We start from the raw sequence: 16,456 nt of genomic DNA, 5'->3' as shown, positions 1-16,456 counted from the left end.
ACTCCGACCCCCATCACGGCGAAAAGCACCGCGGCCGTGCCGGTCCGGCGCGAACAGCCCGCAGCGCCGACATCCCGGGACAACCGCCGGCAATTCGGCGCGCGCATTCCCGCGCCGGTGCGCTCCCGTTCACGAAGCCGCATGGCGCGCGGTCGGATCGGCCGGGGCGCGGAGGGATTCCGCGGCGGTGCCGGTGGGGCGGGCGGGTTCGGGGTGGGCGGGGCGGAGGGTTTCGACCGGTGCGTGCTCCCATTCGACGCGGCCGTTGCGGGGGAAGGTGGCGAGACTGCCGTGGCGGGGCGGGAGGGATCGGCCGCGGACGGCGACGTCGAGGCGGACGGTGCGCAGGCGGCCACAGCCGCGGCCGAGGCCGTCGTAGCCGGTGACCTTGGTGTCGATGCGCAGGGAGGGGCCGGACCAGGAGCCGCCCGTGACCACGAGGGTGGAACTCCGGCTGCGGGCGCGGGCGGAGAGCACGCGGGCCCGCGACGGGGGGACGGAGGCTCCGTCGAGGCCGAGGACGACCAGGTCCAGACCGTCCAGCAGTACCGAGGCCACCTCCAGGCGGTCGGGGCCGGGATCCGCCACCACGGCCAGCCGACCCAGCTGGGCTCCCATTTCGGCGGCGGCCAGCAGGCCGAGACGGGGCAGCCCGACCGCGGCGGCATGCCCACCGGCACCGGTCACGGCGGCCAGCAAACCGGAGAGCAGGGAGCTGGCGCCGGTGTAGGCGACCACCGACCCCTTGGCCAACCCGCCCTCGGGCAGCAGGCCTGCCAGCGCGGGCGGGACGGGCAGCGCCTCCCGCCGCGGCGCACCGGAAACCGGGACACGTCCGGCCGGGTCCGCGCCGCGGGCCGGGATCGCGGCCATCCGCCGCCGCAGCTGCTCGAGCTGCTGCCCCCGCACCTGCCCAGCCGAACCCATCATCGTCCACCTCTCCCACCGATGGATCCGCCGCTACCGGATCCCATACCCAGCACCGATCCAGCTACCCACAAAATTCGAATATACGTTCGAGTTCAATCCAGTAGAACCCGACACCTCGGTCACGTCAAGGGGGAGTGGCGCACACGACGAGTTTCGAAGCAGGCCCGTCGGGATGGTTTTCCGCTACCCTGCACCCGTGACCGAACGCGCCCGTCCCATCGTCGGCCCCGATTACCTGGTGGCCGGCCGCTACCGTCTGCAGTCCAAAATCGGCGGCGGCGGCATGGGCGCGGTGTGGCTGGCAACCGACCGCCTACTCCACCGCGACGTCGCCATCAAACAGGTGCTCACCACCGCCGGACTGAGCGAGGAACAGGCCGAGGCGGTGCGCAACCAGATCGTCCACGAGGGCCGGGTGGCGGCCAAGCTCTCGCACGAGCACGCCATCGCCGTGTACGACGTGGTGCTCGAGGCCGGCGAGCCGTGGCTGGTCATGGAGTACCTGCCCTCGCGCAGTGTGGCCAAGGCGCTGGCGCTGGTGGACCGGCTCTCCCCCATCGAGGTGGCGCAGATCGGCGCGCAGGTGGCCGACGCGCTCGCGGCCGCGCACGCCGCCGGGATCACGCACCGCGATATCAAGCCCGGCAATATCCTCGTCGCCGACCGCGGCGACGAGGTGGGCATGGTGAAGCTCAGCGACTTCGGCATCTCCCGCGGCGTCGGCGACGGCATGGACGATCCCGATGTCATCACCGGCACCCCCGCCTATCTGCCGCCGGAGGTGGCGCGCGGGGCGCAGCCGACCAGCGCCAGCGATGTGTTCTCGCTCGGCGCGACGCTGTACACCGCCATCGAGGGGCAGCCGCCCTACGGCTTCTCCGACGACAGCGACGCGGTGGTGCAGCGAGCCGCCATGGCGCAGATCATTCCGCCGGAGCGCACCGGGCCGCTCACCCAGGCCCTGCTGCACATGATGGAACCGGCCCCGCAGCGCCGCCCCACCATGACCGAGGCCCGCAACGAGATCCTCACCGCCGCATTCGGTCCCGGCACCGCCCCCTACATCCTCGGCGCACCCGTGCGCACCGAGGACGGCACCATCCCCGCCTGGGCGGCCCGCAATTCCGCCGCGGGTCTGCGCAGCCCGCACTCCACCCCGCTCCCCCGCCCGCCCCGCGCCCAAACCGCCGCTCCCGCAGCGGCACAGCGCAAGCCGAAGGGCATCGACTTCGCCAGCCTCGGCCCCAATGCGGGCCCGCTCGCGGTGGCCATCGGCCTGCTCATCGGCCTGCTGATCATCATCGTGATCCTCGTGGCGGTGATGTAGCCGCCCCGCACCACGGGCGTGCCCGGGTCCGCGCCTCGGTCACACGGCATGCGCCGGGGCGGCGGTATCCACCGCGGCGGTATCCACTGCGGCCGAGCATCCGGCAACCGGCCCTAGCGGTACGGGGCGGAGGCCCTAGCGGTACGGGGCGGAGCCGCAGAGTCGCAGCATCATGGCGGCGGTGGCCGCGCCGTACGCCACGCTGGCAGCGCGGGGTTGTGCGGCGGGGTAGTTCGAACGGTGGGTGACCACAACGCCATGGGCGAGGGTGGTCGTGGTGTCCACGCGGGTCGCGACGCAGTTCCCGCCCGCCTTCGCCGCGAGATCGACCACCACCGCACCCGCACCCGCACCCGCACCCGCACCCGCACCCGCACCGAGAGCGTGCAACGCGTCGGCATCGAGCAGCGAGGGTGCGCGCTCACCGCGGTGCACGGCCGCGCAGAAGACCAGGTCCGGGGTTTCGCGCCCGATGTGGCCGCGGATGCGGTCCGGGTTCGTATCCGCGACGAAGGCCCCTGCGCCGCAGGCGAATGCGGCGGGCTCCTGCTCGATGCGGTTGCCGAAGACCGTCGGCTTCTCGTCACCGCACTCGACGGCGGCGGCGATGGCGGCCAGCCCGGCCTGCCCACAGCCGAGGATCAGGGCACGCAGCGGCCGGTTCCGGGGCGAAAGCAGTTCCCGCCCTTCGGCATAGGCGAGCCGCCCGGCGAAGCGGCTCATGGCGGAGAGCGCGTCATGGGGTGCGGGCGGATCGGTGCGCGGGACGAGTTCGAAGGCCACCGAGTCGATGCCGCGCGCCCGCAGGGCGGCGATCTCGTCGCGGCGGGCGATCGGATCCTGGAATCCGACCAATCGCGTCCCCGGGCGCAGCGGCATCGAATCCAGTTCGAACGCGGGCTTTTTCACCCAGGCGACCACGTCGGAGCGGCGGAATACCACCTGCCGGTCGGCCACGACGCCGGCACCCGCCGCCGTGTAGTCGGCGTCCGCGAATCCGGCCGCGAGCCCGGCCGCGCGTTCCACGACCACCTCGACGCCCGCCGCCGCCAATCCCCGAATATCGCCGGGGGTCAGCGCGACCCGCCGTTCCCGGGGAGCCGTCTCACGCAGTACGCCGACGATCACGATGCCGCCGCGAACTCGGGCAGATCGGGCAGCCCCCGCCCGGCCAGCACCTGCCGATACGTCAGACCGGACACCATATCCAGCACCAATCGTTCGATCCGGTCGAACAATTCGTCGAGCAGATCGGCGGATTCGCTGCCGGGAGCCTTGCGCGGCGCGAGCACATTGAGCCGCACCCCCAGCCGCGGCGACCCGGTGCGGTCCAGGGCCACGCTGTCGATTCCGGCGGCGACCAACAGCACATCCTCGAGCTGCGCACTGCTGTGCACCCCGGCGGATTCCAGGATGGCGCGGTCGAAGGCCACGGTGAGGAACATGCCCTGCGGACTGCCGAGCGGTCGCAGCGCCGGTACCCCGACCCGGGCGTTGAGACCTTCGATCCGCACCCGCGCCCGCTCCAGTTGCGCCCGCATGCGCGCCCGATTGACCCTGAAGTACTCCTCCCCCGTGTGCTCGAGGGTGGCGCGCACCAGATGGGTGGTCTCCCGCTGGAAGGCGATGGTCAGCCGATCCCTGACCTCCCGCAGCCACACCGCGTCACCGGTGCAGGCCGCACCGAACTTGCAGGGCCCGAAGGCGTTGTAGCCCTTGGAATTACCGGTGACGGTCAGCACCCGGTCGTACATCCGCCGCACCCCGTCGGCGCCCGCGACGCGCACCGCGGCCAGCGGGATGTGCTCCACCAGCCGGTCGAAGGCCATATCGCAGATGACGGGCACGTCCCGTTCCAACAGCACCCGCGCGATCTCGCCCAGCTGTTCCGCCGAATAGTCGGCGACGACCGGATTCCCGGGCAGCGTCAGCAGCACCCCGCACAGCCGCCCCTGCGCCGCATAGCCGTCCAGGCAGCGCGCCAGCGCCTCCGGGTCGATCCGGAACGCGTCGTCGGCGGTGGCGGGGCAGGTCACGATGGCAAGCCCGTACTTCTCCACATGGATGCTGGAGCTCTTGTAGAACCCCTCGGGGCAGACGATCACCCCGCCGGGCCGGGCCAGCGTTGCCACGGCCTCCTCCAGCAGCACCGTGCTCGAATACGGGCAGACCACGACCTCCTCCGGCCGCACCCGCACCCCGTCCACCTCGGCCGTCGGCTGCCACAGCCGCCCGAACAGCTTGTCGGCGGCCAACTCTCGCAGAATCATGGGCTGGCGTTTGTCGTACAGCACCCCGTCGCGGTACTCCGCCGGGCGTTCCAGTCGCAGCAGCTCGTTCCAGGCCCGGTCCAGTGCCGCGACGGCCTTCGCGTCCGGGGCCAGCCCCGTCTCCCCGTGATAGGCGTCGATGACCTCCGGATAGATTCGCCCATCGGTACCCGGAAACCACTGCGCCGCACCCAGATACCGCCGCACCTCACGCTTGCGCTCCTCCGAGCGGCTGGTACGGGCACCCAGTTCGAACCGGTGGTTCACCACCGATCACCTCGCAGCGCCTCCCCGGGTGCGGACAGTTCCCGCCACTGCCGTTCCAGCGCTTCGCGGAACAGCTCGCGGCAGCCGTCGTCGGTGAGCCGCTCGTAGCGTGCCAACTCCGGCGCGGCGACGATCCCGTTGACGGTGATGGCCGAGCCGTCCCGGGCGAGGTCGTAGAGCTTCTCGAACCGCTTCACCGCGAATTCCACATCGTGTTTGAGCGCGGAGAAGCGGGTCGCGACGCGCGCCTGCCGGGAGTAGTCGTACTCGCCGACGGCCACATAGCGTTCGTCGACCACCAGCATGCTCTGGGCGTTGCGGGCGTGTTCGCGCTTGACCAGGATGCTCACCACGCCGGCGCGCGCCTGCCGCCAGAGCTTGTCCTCGTAGGGCACCACATCGTCGATGCCGTCGAGCACGTACATCCGCCGCACATCCCGTCCGGAGTCGGCGAGCCGCAGAATGGCCTGGTGGTAGTCGTCGCCGACGTCGCCGCCGATGGTGCCCAGGTCCGCGGTGTGGATGGCGCGCACGGAGTGGGTGGCCTGGCCGAGAATGGTGAGCCAGTCCAGCACCGTGTTCCACTCCCACACCGTGGCGCTGCGTGAGGGTATCTGCGCCAGAATCTCTTCCGCGCGTTCCAACTGCCGGTCGGCGATGAGGCGAAGCGGTTCGATGTCGTCGCGCGCGCCCGCCGCGTCGATGAGGCGCTGGGCGATGACGAGGGCGCGCTCCACCAGCTGCGGGTCCTTGCCGAGCAGCACGTTGAACCGCATGCGCAGCTCGTAGTACTCGCTGCCGGCGGCCTCGCCGGGCTCGGCCGGGCCCGACATCGGAAGTTCCTCTCCCAGCGCCAGACTCAGCCGCTCCCGCAGCGGTAGCGGCGGGATGCGGGTGCCGTTCTCGATCTGCTGGATGAGGCTGCGCGAACAGTCCGCCTTGGCCGCCAGGGACGCCTGGGTATAGCCGCGTTCGATACGCAGGCGGCGTACCAGCTCGCCAATCCGCTCGTTGTCCGCGGGCCGGGTCATCGGGCGCCTCCTGTCGGTCGCCCGGAATTCGCGTGCACACAGAGTGTCACGAGGCGACATTCTAATCACGATGTGTCATCGGTTGTCGAGTGACGGATGTTATGCCCTTTCACCTGGAACTTCGTGCGGCACAGCGCCATAAGCCCCGATCCGGGTGACACGGGATGCACGGTAGCCCACGCGGCCTTCGGTGGTGTTCTTACACCGCTTCGCGCCGCCCGCCGGACATTTATCATCCTACTCGCGCCGAAATCTATTCCTACTGCCTAAATTAGAGCAGAAATGCTTATCAATTATCATCACAAGTCACTAAAGCTTTATTGACGACTCGAAGTGGCGACTCTTAGCATTGAGTTACGGCCCTACCCGCGAAACATTCACGCCAACAAGCCAAGTCACGAGAACCTTGTGCAGGAGGCGAGCACCATGACACTCCGGATCACCGACTGGTCGATCACCAGCGATCTCACCCCGGAAATCGCGATCTACGATCCCCGCGGCAACGGCTGGACCCTGAGCTGGCTGCCCGAACGCTTCCTGACCAAGGTGCAGGCGATGAGCGGAATGGCGCTCGACGAATTTCTCGGCGACTTCGATCTGGCCACGGCGGCGGCCGGTGACCTGCCACCCGAGGATGTGCTGCTCGCCTTCGAACTGGCCGCGGCCCGCGCCGAGGATCTCGGAATCACCCTGGAGGAGGCCGTCGTCCGGCTCAGCACCCAGATAGTCCAGCGGGATCGGCGGCACCGCGCCACCGGTTCGCGCAGCATCCTGCCCGCCGAGCGGAGGGGACCCGGCGGGCAGGATGGCGCGTGCCGCTCAGTCGATGCGCCGACGATGCGCCCAGCGGGTGAGGGCGTTGCGGTTTGACTGCTGCGTCTTGCGCAGCACATTGGAGGCGTGCGTCTCCACGGTCTTCACCGAGATGAACAGAGTCTCGGCGATCTCCCGATAGGTGTAGCCGCGCGCCAGCAGGCGCAACACCTCCAGCTCACGCGGGGTGAGCGAATCCAGTTCCGGATCCAGCGGCGGCTCCGGCACCTGGGACCGGCCGGTGAAGGAATCCAGCACGAACCCGGCCAGCCGCGGGCTGAACACCGCGTCGCCCCCGGCCACCCGGCGGATACCGTCGGCCAGTTCCGGCCCCGAGATGGTCTTGGTGACATAGCCGCGCGCCCCCGCGCGAATCACCGCGATCACATCCTCGGCCGCATCGGAGACGCTGAGCGCCAAGCACACCGGCCCCGCCTCGATCCCCTGCAATACCGCGACACCACCGCCGTCGGGCATATGCACATCCAGCAGCACCACATCCGGAGTGCTGGCCTTGATCCCGGCGATCGCCTCGGCCACCCCACCGGCCTCACCGACCACCCGCATATCGGTTTCCCGGCTCAGCTCCGCGCGCACTCCCGACCGGAATACGGCGTGATCGTCGACGAGAAAGACCCGGACACTCACTGCATCTCCTCACGCTGCCAGCGGATCGAACCCACCCACATCCGTACCACACGCTGCGCCGATGCGGCGGTCAGCGCCGACCCTCCACGGTCGCGTCACCGGTCACCCGGCCGTCGTCCGCTGGTCCAGCGGCAGCCTCGGCGTCCGATTCGCCGTCCGGCTCCATGCCCGACACGGGGTCGTCGGTGCGAACGACCAGCCGCTCCTCGGCTCCGTCCTTGCGCGGCATGAAGATTCGCACCTCGGTGCCGCGGCCCGGTTCCGACTTCACCTCGACGGTGCCGCCGCGGCGTTCGATCCGGCCGTGAATGGATTTGGCCAGGCCCTGCCGGTCGGCGGAGACGGCGTCCGGGTCGAACCCCTTGCCGCGGTCGCGCACGAATACGCTCACCTGATGCGGTTCGACCTCCGCGAACAGGTCGATGGACGGCACGCCCGCGTGTTTGGCGGCGTTGACCAGGGCCTCCCGGGTGGCCCCCAGGATGGCGGTGAAATGCTCCTTGGGCAGCCCGCTGCCGCTGTCGTCGAGATCCATGGTGACGTCGCCGACCGTCACCGGTGTGACCTTCACGCCGTGCTGGTCCTCCACCTCACCGGCGATGGTGCGCAGCGCCGCCGCCAGACTGGAATGCGCGGGCCCGGTGTCGTCGAACAGCCATTTGCGCAGTTCCCGCTCCTGGCTGCGGGCCAGCCGCACCACCTCCTGCGGATTGTCGGCCTGCCGCTGGATCAGGGCGAGGGTCTGCAATACGGAATCGTGCAGATGCGAGGCGATCTCCTCACGCTCCTCATTGCGAATGCGGGCGGAGCGCTCGTCGTTGAGCGCGCGCATCATGCGCAGCCACAGCGGCACGGTGAGCAGTCCCGCACCGATCAGGGTGACCGCCACCGCCAGCAGCGCCGAACCGAGCGAACTCAGGTCGATGCGCGCCAGCACCACCACGCCGAGACCGACCACGATGAGGGTGGCCCCGCCGACGATGCGCGCCCAGGTCACCACCGACGCCCTGGCGGGCAGGCCGAGCACCGAGCGCGGGCCGTCCTCGTCGAATTCGCGCCACACCAGGGCCGCGCCGACCGCCACCACGATGATCGGCCCGATCACCTGGGCGGCGGTCCCGCTGAACACCCACGCCATGGCCACCGACAGCGCCAGGCCGAGCAGCGCCAACCCGATGCCCTGCCGCCGCTCCCGCGCCGACGGCGGGGTGTCGTCCCCACCGCCCGGGGTGAAGATCCACAGCAGTCCGTACGCCAGGATTCCCGCCCCGGCCAGCGCGGACAGCAGAACGAAGGCCATCCGCACCTTGAACACGTCGACACCGAGATGATCGGCGAGCCCACCGGCCACGCCCCCGACGATCCGCCCGCCGGAGCGCCGCGTCAGCCGCGGCACGGGCGCGACGGCCTGCCCCTGGGCAGGGTCGAAGAAGGGCACCGGTGGGTACATGCCTTCGATAGTGGCACGCACACCCGACACCGCGGCATCCGGTAACACCCGGATTCACACCCTGAGGCCGAGGGGCTTGTGCACATGCACAGCCGGACCGGGCAATGCTCGGCCGGCTGCCGATAGCGCATTGCTGTCATGTGCTGTGAGCTGGCATCTGACCGCCGAGTAAGTATGTCGGCGATACGAGCGACGACGCTGGAGGATCAAGTGAGCAAGGCGCGTCTGCGCCGACTCGCCGTGGTGGCGATGTCGGGGTTGGTGGCGGCTGCCCTACCGCCCATCCGGCGACTGGTCGGCGGAGTTCAGGCCCTTTTTCAGGGTGAACCCCGATGCGGGTGGGCGGCGGGCGGCGCGACCATGGGAGCATGAACTCAGCGAGCGACTGGTCCAGTGGCGCCGGACGGGGCAGCTTCAGCGATCAGCTTCATCATCTCTGGCACACCCGGCCGGTACGAATGCCGCGGCAGGGGCCGATCGCGGGCGTGGCCGCCGGATTCGGTCGGCGGTACAACGTCGATCCGGTGCTGGTGCGGGTCGCCTTCGTGATCTCGGCCTTCTTCGGCGGCGCGGGCATCGTCCTGTACCTGGCGAGCTGGGTGCTCATGCGACAGGAGGGCGACGAGGCGTCGGCCGCCGAATCGCTGTTCGGGAAGGGAAGCAGTTCGCAGTCGCACACCAAGACCATCGTGTTGATGGTGGCGCTGGGCATCGCGATCATGACCGCCGGACCCGTCGGCACCGGACTCGGCGGCTCCGGACTCATCAGCTTCGCGCTCATGCTGGGCGGCTGGTGGCTGCTCTACCAGCGGCAGCCGGAACCGCCGGTGGGAAGCCTGGATTCGGGATTCGCCGCGATGGGTTATCCGACGACCACCGGCTACCCGGGCACCGCGTTCCCCGGCTCACCGCAGTGGACCGGATACCCGGGCACCACCTCACCGTACGGGCCGTACACCACGCTGCCCGACCACTACGAGCCCGACCCGGCGCGGCAGGCCGCCGCCAGCGAACTGCGCGCGGAACCACCGATGCGCGAGAACGATTCGAACGCCACCGCCCGCACCGAAGTGCTGCCGAAGCCCGCCGAGTCCGAACGGTCCGGCGGCGGGACCTCCTCGACGACCGACGGCGACCCGACCCCGACCGTCGAGCTGTCCAAGGGTGAGCCCACCCCCACCGCGAAGCTCCCCACCGCGGATTCGGCCGTGTCCGAGGGCGATCCGGCACCGGCCGCGCCGACCGAGAGCGAGACGCGCACCGAGGTGCTGCGCGTCGACGGTGACGTGGTGGAATCGGTCATCCTGCGGAAAGATCGCGCGACCGCCACGGACGAGCCGTCGGACCCGGATGATCCGGCGCCGGATACGAACCCGCCCGGCCCGCGCCAGGGCGACGACCCGGCCCCGCACCGGATTCCCGCCGCCTCCGAGCCGGAGCGCCGCGCCTACGGCCCCGCCCCCATCTCGCCGGACTTCGGCCCCACCCCGCCGGGCTGGGATCCGCTCGGCGTGGCCCCGCTCGCCTGGGATCTCCCGGAGCCCAACGCATCCCACGTGATGCCGGTGCAGGCCCCGCCCAAGCGGCCGCGCTCCCGCCTGACCCCCACCGTCATCGGTCTGGCCATCCTCGCCGCGGCCGCCGCGGGTGCGGCCGCCGCGGCCGGGGTGGACTGGATGACCCCGGGCCGGATCGGCGCGGCCGCGCTGGCGGTGGTGGCGCTGGGCCTCATCGTCGGCGCGTTCGCCCGGCGCGGTTACGGACTCATGGTGGTGCTCGCCCCACTGGCCGGATTCGTCCTGCTGGCCTCGCTCATCGGCCCGATCGAATTCGACCGCGGCGGGATGGGCGAGCGGGTCTGGGTGGTGCAGGACGCCGCCGAACTGGCCCCGGAGTACTCGTGGGCCTTCGGCTCCGCCACCCTGGACCTGAACAACCTGCGCCTCACCGAGGACCGCGCCACCAGGATCGAAGGGGCGATGGGTGAGATCCGCGTCATCGTGCCGAACGATCTGCGGGTGCGCTTCGACTGCTCGGCGAATATGGGCGAGGCGAACTGTCCCCCCGGCATCGTCGGCCCCGCCGAGGGCCCGATTCTCGACCTGACCGTTGACATGAGCATGGGATCCGTGGAGGTGCAGCATGGCTGACAACAAGACCCGCCGTCCGTCGTTCTCACTCCTCCTCGCCGGGGTCCTCGGCCTGCTGGTGAGCGTCTGGGCCTTCATCGGCCCGCACTCCTGGCCCGAGGGACTGTCCTTCGGCTGGATCGTGGTGCTCACCGCCATCGTGGTCGGCGTGCTGCTGGTGATCTCACCGCGCAAACACCGGGAGTAGTCGCCACCGAGTACGGCCCCTGACCCGAATGGTTCAGGGGCCGTTCGCATTCCAGGCGACAACGGATGCGACACTGGGGCGGTCGACGCGGTACGGCCGGTCAACCGGCACTCGGGAAGATCGAGGACAGAACATGGTGAGCGGCGAGACCACGACGGAGTACGAGGCCCCCACCCGGACCCCCGACGATGCCGACGAGTTCGACTGTCCGTACCTCGGGCTCGCCCCCTACCAGCGCCGGGACCGCGACCTGTTCTTCGGGCGCACCCATGCCACAGCGGAATTCGCCGACCTGGTGCGCGAGGCGGCCGGTGACGCGAGCGGCATGGTGATCCTCATCGGGGCCAGCGGGGCGGGCAAATCGTCACTGCTGGCGGCCGGACTGATCCCCGCGGTGAGCGACTGGGACGTCACCACCGTCGTCCCCGGCCCCGACCCGATCACCGCCCTGGCCGCCGCCTACGGCATCGACGGCGACGCCGACCTCACCGCCGACGACATCGTCACCGCGCTCACCGCCCAGCGGCTCGACCGGCAGCGCCTGCTCATTGTCGACCAGTTCGAGGAGTTCTTCACCGCCTGCGAGAGCGAAAGCGCCCGTGCGGAATTCCTCGCCGCCCTGCACCGCTGCGCCACCGAGCACACCGCCGCCGTGGTACTGGCCCTGCGCGCCGACTTCTACGCCCACTGCCTCACCTATTCGAGCCTGCAAGGCGCACTGGAGAAACGCAGCTACATACTCGGCCCGATGCGACCCGACGAACTGGCCCAGGCCATCACCGGCCCCGCCCGCCTCGCCGGACTCGAACTGGAACCCGGGCTCGACGAGCTGATCATCACCGACCTGTGCGGCGTCCGCGACCACCACGACCGCCACAGCTACGACCCGGGCACGCTCCCGCTGTTCTCCCATGCACTGGCCGCGACCTGGCGGCACCGCTCGGGCCACCGCCTCACCATCGCCGGATACCGCAGCACCGGCGGCATTCCGGGTGCGGTGGCCGCGACCGCGGAACACGCCTGGGACGCGCTCACCGCCGAGCAGCAGGCGGCCGCCGCGGCGGTACTGCCGGAACTCGTCGCCATCCGGCGCGATGCCCGCGACATCCGCCGCCGCGCCGTGCACCCGGACCTGTTGCGCCGCACCGCCGATCCGGATGCGGCCGCCGCCGTACTCGCGGAGTTCGGCCGCGCCCGCCTGATCAGCCGGGACGGCGATGCGGTCGGATTCACCCACGACATCGTGCCCGGCGCGTGGCCCCGGCTGCGCGGATGGGTGGACGCGGCCCGCGTCGACCTGCTGACCCGGGAACTGCCGGAAATCCGGGCCGCACACCAGCATCCGACCGCGCCTCGCGACCACCGGAACACCGCCACGGCGCTGCTGGTGCTGTTCGTCGTCCTGGTGGTCGTCGGCGTCGCCGCGTACACGTAGCGGGCCCTCGATCCGCATCGGATCGAGGGCCCGCCCACACCGTGCTCAGCGCCCGGCGCTCACTCCCATTCGATGGTCCCCGGCGGCTTCGAGGTCACGTCCAGCACCACCCGGTTGACCTCCGCCACCTCATTGGTGATCCGAGTCGAAATGCGTTCCAGCACTTCATAGGGCAGGCGAGTCCAGTCCGCGGTCATGGCGTCCTCCGAGGACACCGGCCGCAGCACGATCGGATGGCCGTAGGTGCGGCCGTCACCCTGCACGCCGACACTGCGCACATCGGCCAGCAGCACCACCGGGCACTGCCAGATCTGGCCGTCCAGACCGGCGGCGGTCAGCTCCTCGCGGGCGATGGCGTCGGCCTGGCGCAGCAGCTCCAGACGGTCCGCGGTCACCTCGCCGACGATGCGAATGGCCAGGCCGGGGCCCGGGAAGGGCTGGCGCGCGACGATGTCCTCGGGCAGCCCCAGCTCGCGGCCGACGGCGCGGACCTCGTCCTTGAACAGCAGCCGCAACGGCTCCACCAGGGAGAACTCCAGGTCGTCGGGCAGACCGCCGACATTGTGGTGGCTCTTGATATTCGCGGTGCCCGCGCCGCCGCCGGACTCCACCACATCCGGGTAGAGCGTGCCCTGCACCAGGTACTCGACCGCGGGAGCGGAGCCCGCGGAGCTCCCCGAGGCCGCCGCCTCACCTTCGGATTTCACCACCTCGGCGACCGCGTCCTCGAAGGCGCGGATGAACTCCCGGCCGATGATCTTGCGCTTCTCCTCCGGGTCGGTGACGCCCTTCAGCTCACCGAGGAACTTCTCCACCGCGTCGACGGTCACCAGCTTGGCGCCGGTCGCGGCGACGAAATCCCGCTGCACCTGCTCGCGCTCACCCGCGCGCAGCAGCCCGTGGTCGACGAACACGCAGGTCAGCCGGTCACCGATGGCACGCTGCACCAGGGCGGCGGCGACGGCGGAATCGACGCCGCCGGACAGGCCGCAGATGGCGTGGCCGTCGCCGATCCGCTCGCGCACATCGGCGACGAGCGCCTCGGCGATATTGGCGGGCGTCCACGCGGCGGGAATCCCGGCGATCTCGTGCAGGAAGCGGCTCAGCACCTGCTGACCGTGCGGCGAATGCAGCACCTCCGGGTGGTACTGCACACCGGCCAGCTTGCGGGCGCGGTCCTCGAACGCGGCGACCGGCGCGCCGGGCGTGGTGCCGGTGACGTCGAAGCCCTCGGGGGCGTCGGTGACGGCGTCGCCATGGCTCATCCACACCGGATGGTGCGTCGGCAGGCCGCCGTGCAGCACGCCGCCGTCGATATTGATCTCGGTGCGGCCGTATTCACGGGTTCCGGTGTGCGCGACCGTGCCGCCCAGCGCCTGCGCCATGGCCTGGAAGCCGTAGCAGATACCGAAGACCGGCACGTCCAGGTCGAACAGCCGCGCGTCCAGCCGCGGCGCGCCCTCGGCGTACACACTCGACGGGCCGCCGGACAGAATCACGGCGGCGGGCCGCTTCTCGGCGATCTCCTCGACGGTCGCGGTGTGCGGAATCACCTCGGAGTAGACACTGCACTCGCGCACCCGGCGCGCGATCAGCTGCGCGTACTGCGCGCCGAAGTCGACGACAAGGACTGGTCGCTGGGTTTCTGCCACCGGATCAGTCTAGTGAGCGATACAGGACACACATCTGTCGGGCGCACCGGCCCGCCCCATGATCGACACATTCAGTTCAAGACACACAAATCGGGTGGCTCGGCACGCCGCCCGCGCCCCCCGCACGGGGCAAAAGCATCGATCTCTGTCACCGGCCGTGACTATCCTTATCGTTCGTGCCATTCGCCCATGCGATCGATGCCGAAATCCATTACGAGGACAGCGGGGGCAATGGACCGGTAGTGCTGCTGGGGCACGAATTCCTCATGGACCGAACGATGTTCGCGTCACAGCAGGCGGCACTGACACCCGAGTTCCGCATCGTGACCTGGGATGCGCGCGGGCATGGACGCACTCGGGACGAGGGCCTGCCCTTCACCTACTGGACCTGCGCCCGCGACCTGCTGACGGTACTGGACCAACTCGGCGTGCGACGATCCGTCATCGGCGGCACCTCACAGGGCGGATTCACCGCACTGCGCACCGCACTGCTGGCCCCCGAACGCGTGGCGGCACTCATCCTCATCAGCACCGAGGCACACGAACCCTCCACGCTGGAACTCACGAATGCCCGTCGCTTCCTGGACAAATGGTACGAGGACGGCCCCCGCCGCGCCCTCGCCGAACATCTCGCGGAGTGGCTCATCGGCGACGACGCCTGGTATCGCGCCGTCTGGGTGAAACGCTGGCTCGCCCGCGACCACCACGCCACCGAAGTCGCCGCCGGATGCCTGCTCGGCCGCGACTCGGTACTCGACCGACTACCCGAAATCACCTGTCCCGCATTGGTTATCCACCCCACCAACAGCGGAATCTCCCGCGCCAACGCCCGTGAACTCGCCGCCCGCCTGCCCGACGCCCGCTACCTGGAAATCGAAGGTGCCCGCCAGACCGTCAACATGACCCACCCCGACGTGGTGAACACCGCCATCCTGAACTTCCTCCGCCAGCTGGGCTGGTCCGCCACTCCGTGACTTCAGCGCGAGTAGCCGCGCGGCGGTCGAAGGGGTGTGGTGCAGTGCGGCCGGAGCGGGACTGGTGTCGCGCTCCGGGCGGCTGTTGCTCGGCGGGCTGGGCTCACGCCCTGACGTTCAGGCCGACCTTCTGGAATTCCTTCAGGTCGCAGTAGCCGGTCTTGGCCATGGAGCGGCGGAGGCCGCCGACCAGGTTGAGGGAACCGAAGGGGTCGTTGGAGGGGCCGTCGAGGACCTGGGCGAGGGGGACGCGCTCCTCGTCGATGGCGTAGGGCAGCAGGGCGCCGCGCGGCACCGACGGGTGGGCGGCGGCCGACGGCCAGAACCAGCCCCTGCCGGGAGATTCCGCGGCCAGGGTGAGCGGAACGCCGAGCATGACCGCGTCCGCACCGCAGGCGATGGCCTTGGCCACGTGCCCCGAGGTGAGAATGTCGCCGTCGGCGATGACGTGCACGTAGCGGCCGCCGGTCTCGTCCAGGTAGTCGCGGCGCGCGGCGGCGGCGTCGGCGATGGCCGTGGCCATCGGCACGCCGATACCGAGCACCTCGCCGGTCGACGTCGCGCCCTGCATGGAGCCGTAGCCGACGATGACACCCGCCGCGCCGGTGCGCATCAGGTGCAGCGCGGTGCGGTGATCGCTCACACCGCCCGCCACCACCGGCACATCCAGCTCGGCGATGAAGGTCTTGAGATTCAGCGGCTCACCATCGCCCACATGCTCGGCCGAGATAATGGTGCCGTGCACCACCAGCAGGTCGATACCGGCCTGCACCAGCGCCGGGGTCAGCGTGCGCGCGTTCTGCGGGCTCACCCGCACCGCGGTCGTGACACCGGCGGCCCGCACCTGCGCCACCGCGGCGGCCAGCAGATCCGGCTGCATCGGGGCGGCGTGCAGCTCCTGCAGCAGCGCGACGGCGGCCTCCGTGCCCTCCTTCTCGGCCACCTCGGTCAGCTGCTGGATCTTGGCCTCCACATCGGCGTGCCGAGCCCACAGGCCCTCACCGTTGATGACGCCCAGACCACCGTGGCGACCGAGCTCGATGGCGAACTCCGGCGAGACCAGCGCATCGGTCGGATGCGTCAGGAACGGGATCTCGAAGCGGTAGGCATCGAGCTGCCACGCCAGCGACACCTGCTTCGACGAGCGGGTCCGCCGCGAGGGAACGATGTCGACATCGTCCAGTTCGTAAGTGCGCCGGGCAGTCCGGCCCATGCCGATCTCGACCATATCGCGCATCGGTTTCCTCCTGTGTTTGATTGCCCTCCGCTGCGCTCCGGGCGGATTCGCGGCTGTGTTTGTTTTGCCTCCGCTTCGCTCCCGA

At 70.3% G+C, this 16,456-nt stretch carries 14 protein-coding genes; 6 read left to right on the top strand and 8 right to left on the bottom strand.

The features are described from left to right. Positions 1–129: 129 nt before the first annotated feature. Positions 130–927 (bottom strand): hypothetical protein, encoded by a 798-nt coding sequence (locus tag QMO76_RS07575; protein ID WP_306360643.1) that lies wholly within the window; start codon positions 925–927, stop codon positions 130–132. Positions 928–1,126: 199 nt separating this feature from the next. On the opposite strand from QMO76_RS07575, the gene QMO76_RS07570 reads away from it, so the two are divergent. Next, entirely contained in the window at positions 1,127–2,257 is a 1,131-nt protein-coding gene (locus QMO76_RS07570; RefSeq protein WP_372341915.1) for a serine/threonine-protein kinase, read from the top strand. A gap of 135 nt (positions 2,258–2,392) precedes the next feature. Here QMO76_RS07570 and QMO76_RS07565 read toward each other — a convergent pair whose 3' ends face one another. From QMO76_RS07565 to QMO76_RS07555, 3 genes are read right to left on the bottom strand one after another with little or no spacing between them, the layout of a single operon-like run. Beyond that, a complete protein-coding gene (locus QMO76_RS07565; protein WP_306360458.1) occupies positions 2,393–3,385 on the bottom strand; it encodes a hypothetical protein in 993 nt (330 codons plus the stop codon). After that, the gene (locus QMO76_RS07560) at positions 3,382–4,794 is read right to left on the bottom strand and encodes an aminotransferase class I/II-fold pyridoxal phosphate-dependent enzyme (RefSeq protein WP_306360457.1); all 1,413 of its coding nucleotides are present in this window, start codon (positions 4,792–4,794) and stop codon (positions 3,382–3,384) included. The genes QMO76_RS07565 and QMO76_RS07560 overlap by 4 nt, the downstream gene beginning before the upstream one ends. Beyond that, entirely contained in the window at positions 4,791–5,825 is a 1,035-nt protein-coding gene (locus tag QMO76_RS07555) for a helix-turn-helix transcriptional regulator (protein WP_306360456.1), read from the bottom strand. The genes QMO76_RS07560 and QMO76_RS07555 overlap by 4 nt, the downstream gene beginning before the upstream one ends. 426 nt (positions 5,826–6,251) lie before the next feature. On the opposite strand from QMO76_RS07555, the gene QMO76_RS07550 reads away from it, so the two are divergent. Next, positions 6,252–6,695 carry a hypothetical protein gene (locus tag QMO76_RS07550; protein WP_306360455.1) on the top strand — a complete coding sequence of 148 codons (444 nt, stop codon included), beginning with the start codon at positions 6,252–6,254 and terminating at the stop codon, positions 6,693–6,695. Here QMO76_RS07550 and QMO76_RS07545 read toward each other — a convergent pair. Further along, a complete protein-coding gene (locus tag QMO76_RS07545) occupies positions 6,645–7,286 on the bottom strand; it encodes a response regulator transcription factor (RefSeq protein ID WP_306360454.1) in 642 nt (213 codons plus the stop codon). The two genes, QMO76_RS07550 and QMO76_RS07545, sit on opposite strands and share 51 nt — an antisense overlap. 70 nt (positions 7,287–7,356) lie before the next feature. Continuing rightward, positions 7,357–8,736 carry an ATP-binding protein gene (locus tag QMO76_RS07540; protein WP_306360642.1) on the bottom strand — a complete coding sequence of 460 codons (1,380 nt, stop codon included), beginning with the start codon at positions 8,734–8,736 and terminating at the stop codon, positions 7,357–7,359. Positions 8,737–9,104: 368 nt separating this feature from the next. Between QMO76_RS07540 and QMO76_RS07535 the strand changes: the two genes are divergently transcribed. The 3 genes from QMO76_RS07535 to QMO76_RS07525 all read left to right on the top strand — a co-directional run bounded on the left by QMO76_RS07535 (position 9,105) and on the right by QMO76_RS07525 (position 12,508). Next, a complete protein-coding gene (locus QMO76_RS07535; protein ID WP_306360453.1) occupies positions 9,105–10,886 on the top strand; it encodes a PspC domain-containing protein in 1,782 nt (593 codons plus the stop codon). Continuing rightward, positions 10,879–11,073: a hypothetical protein gene (locus QMO76_RS07530; protein ID WP_306360452.1), complete on the top strand. Its 195-nt coding sequence runs from the start codon at positions 10,879–10,881 to the stop codon at positions 11,071–11,073. Before QMO76_RS07535 ends, QMO76_RS07530 begins: the two co-directional genes overlap by 8 nt. Before the next feature lie 133 nt (positions 11,074–11,206). Beyond that, complete coding sequence (locus QMO76_RS07525) at positions 11,207–12,508, top strand: hypothetical protein (protein ID WP_306360451.1); 1,302 nt, start codon at positions 11,207–11,209, stop codon at positions 12,506–12,508. Positions 12,509–12,567: 59 nt separating this feature from the next. On the opposite strand, the gene guaA is transcribed toward QMO76_RS07525, so the two are convergent. Further along, positions 12,568–14,160: a glutamine-hydrolyzing GMP synthase gene (gene guaA / locus QMO76_RS07520; RefSeq protein ID WP_306360450.1), complete on the bottom strand. Its 1,593-nt coding sequence runs from the start codon at positions 14,158–14,160 to the stop codon at positions 12,568–12,570. A gap of 176 nt (positions 14,161–14,336) precedes the next feature. On the opposite strand from guaA, the gene QMO76_RS07515 reads away from it, so the two are divergent. After that, positions 14,337–15,134, top strand: a complete 798-nt coding sequence (locus QMO76_RS07515) for an alpha/beta fold hydrolase (RefSeq protein WP_306360449.1) — start codon at positions 14,337–14,339, stop codon at positions 15,132–15,134. Between the two features lie 103 nt (positions 15,135–15,237). Here the strand turns inward: QMO76_RS07515 and QMO76_RS07510 are convergent, their stop codons facing one another. Then, positions 15,238–16,371: a GuaB3 family IMP dehydrogenase-related protein gene (locus tag QMO76_RS07510; RefSeq protein WP_306360448.1), complete on the bottom strand. Its 1,134-nt coding sequence runs from the start codon at positions 16,369–16,371 to the stop codon at positions 15,238–15,240. Positions 16,372–16,456 lie beyond the last annotated feature (85 nt).

Origin of the sequence: Nocardia sp. CC227C (genome assembly GCF_030767025.1) — a bacterium.
Lineage (GTDB): Bacteria > Actinomycetota > Actinomycetes > Mycobacteriales > Mycobacteriaceae > Nocardia.
The sequence above is the reverse complement of the archived record's forward strand: the minus strand, read 5'-3'. Positions and strand labels throughout refer to the sequence as shown.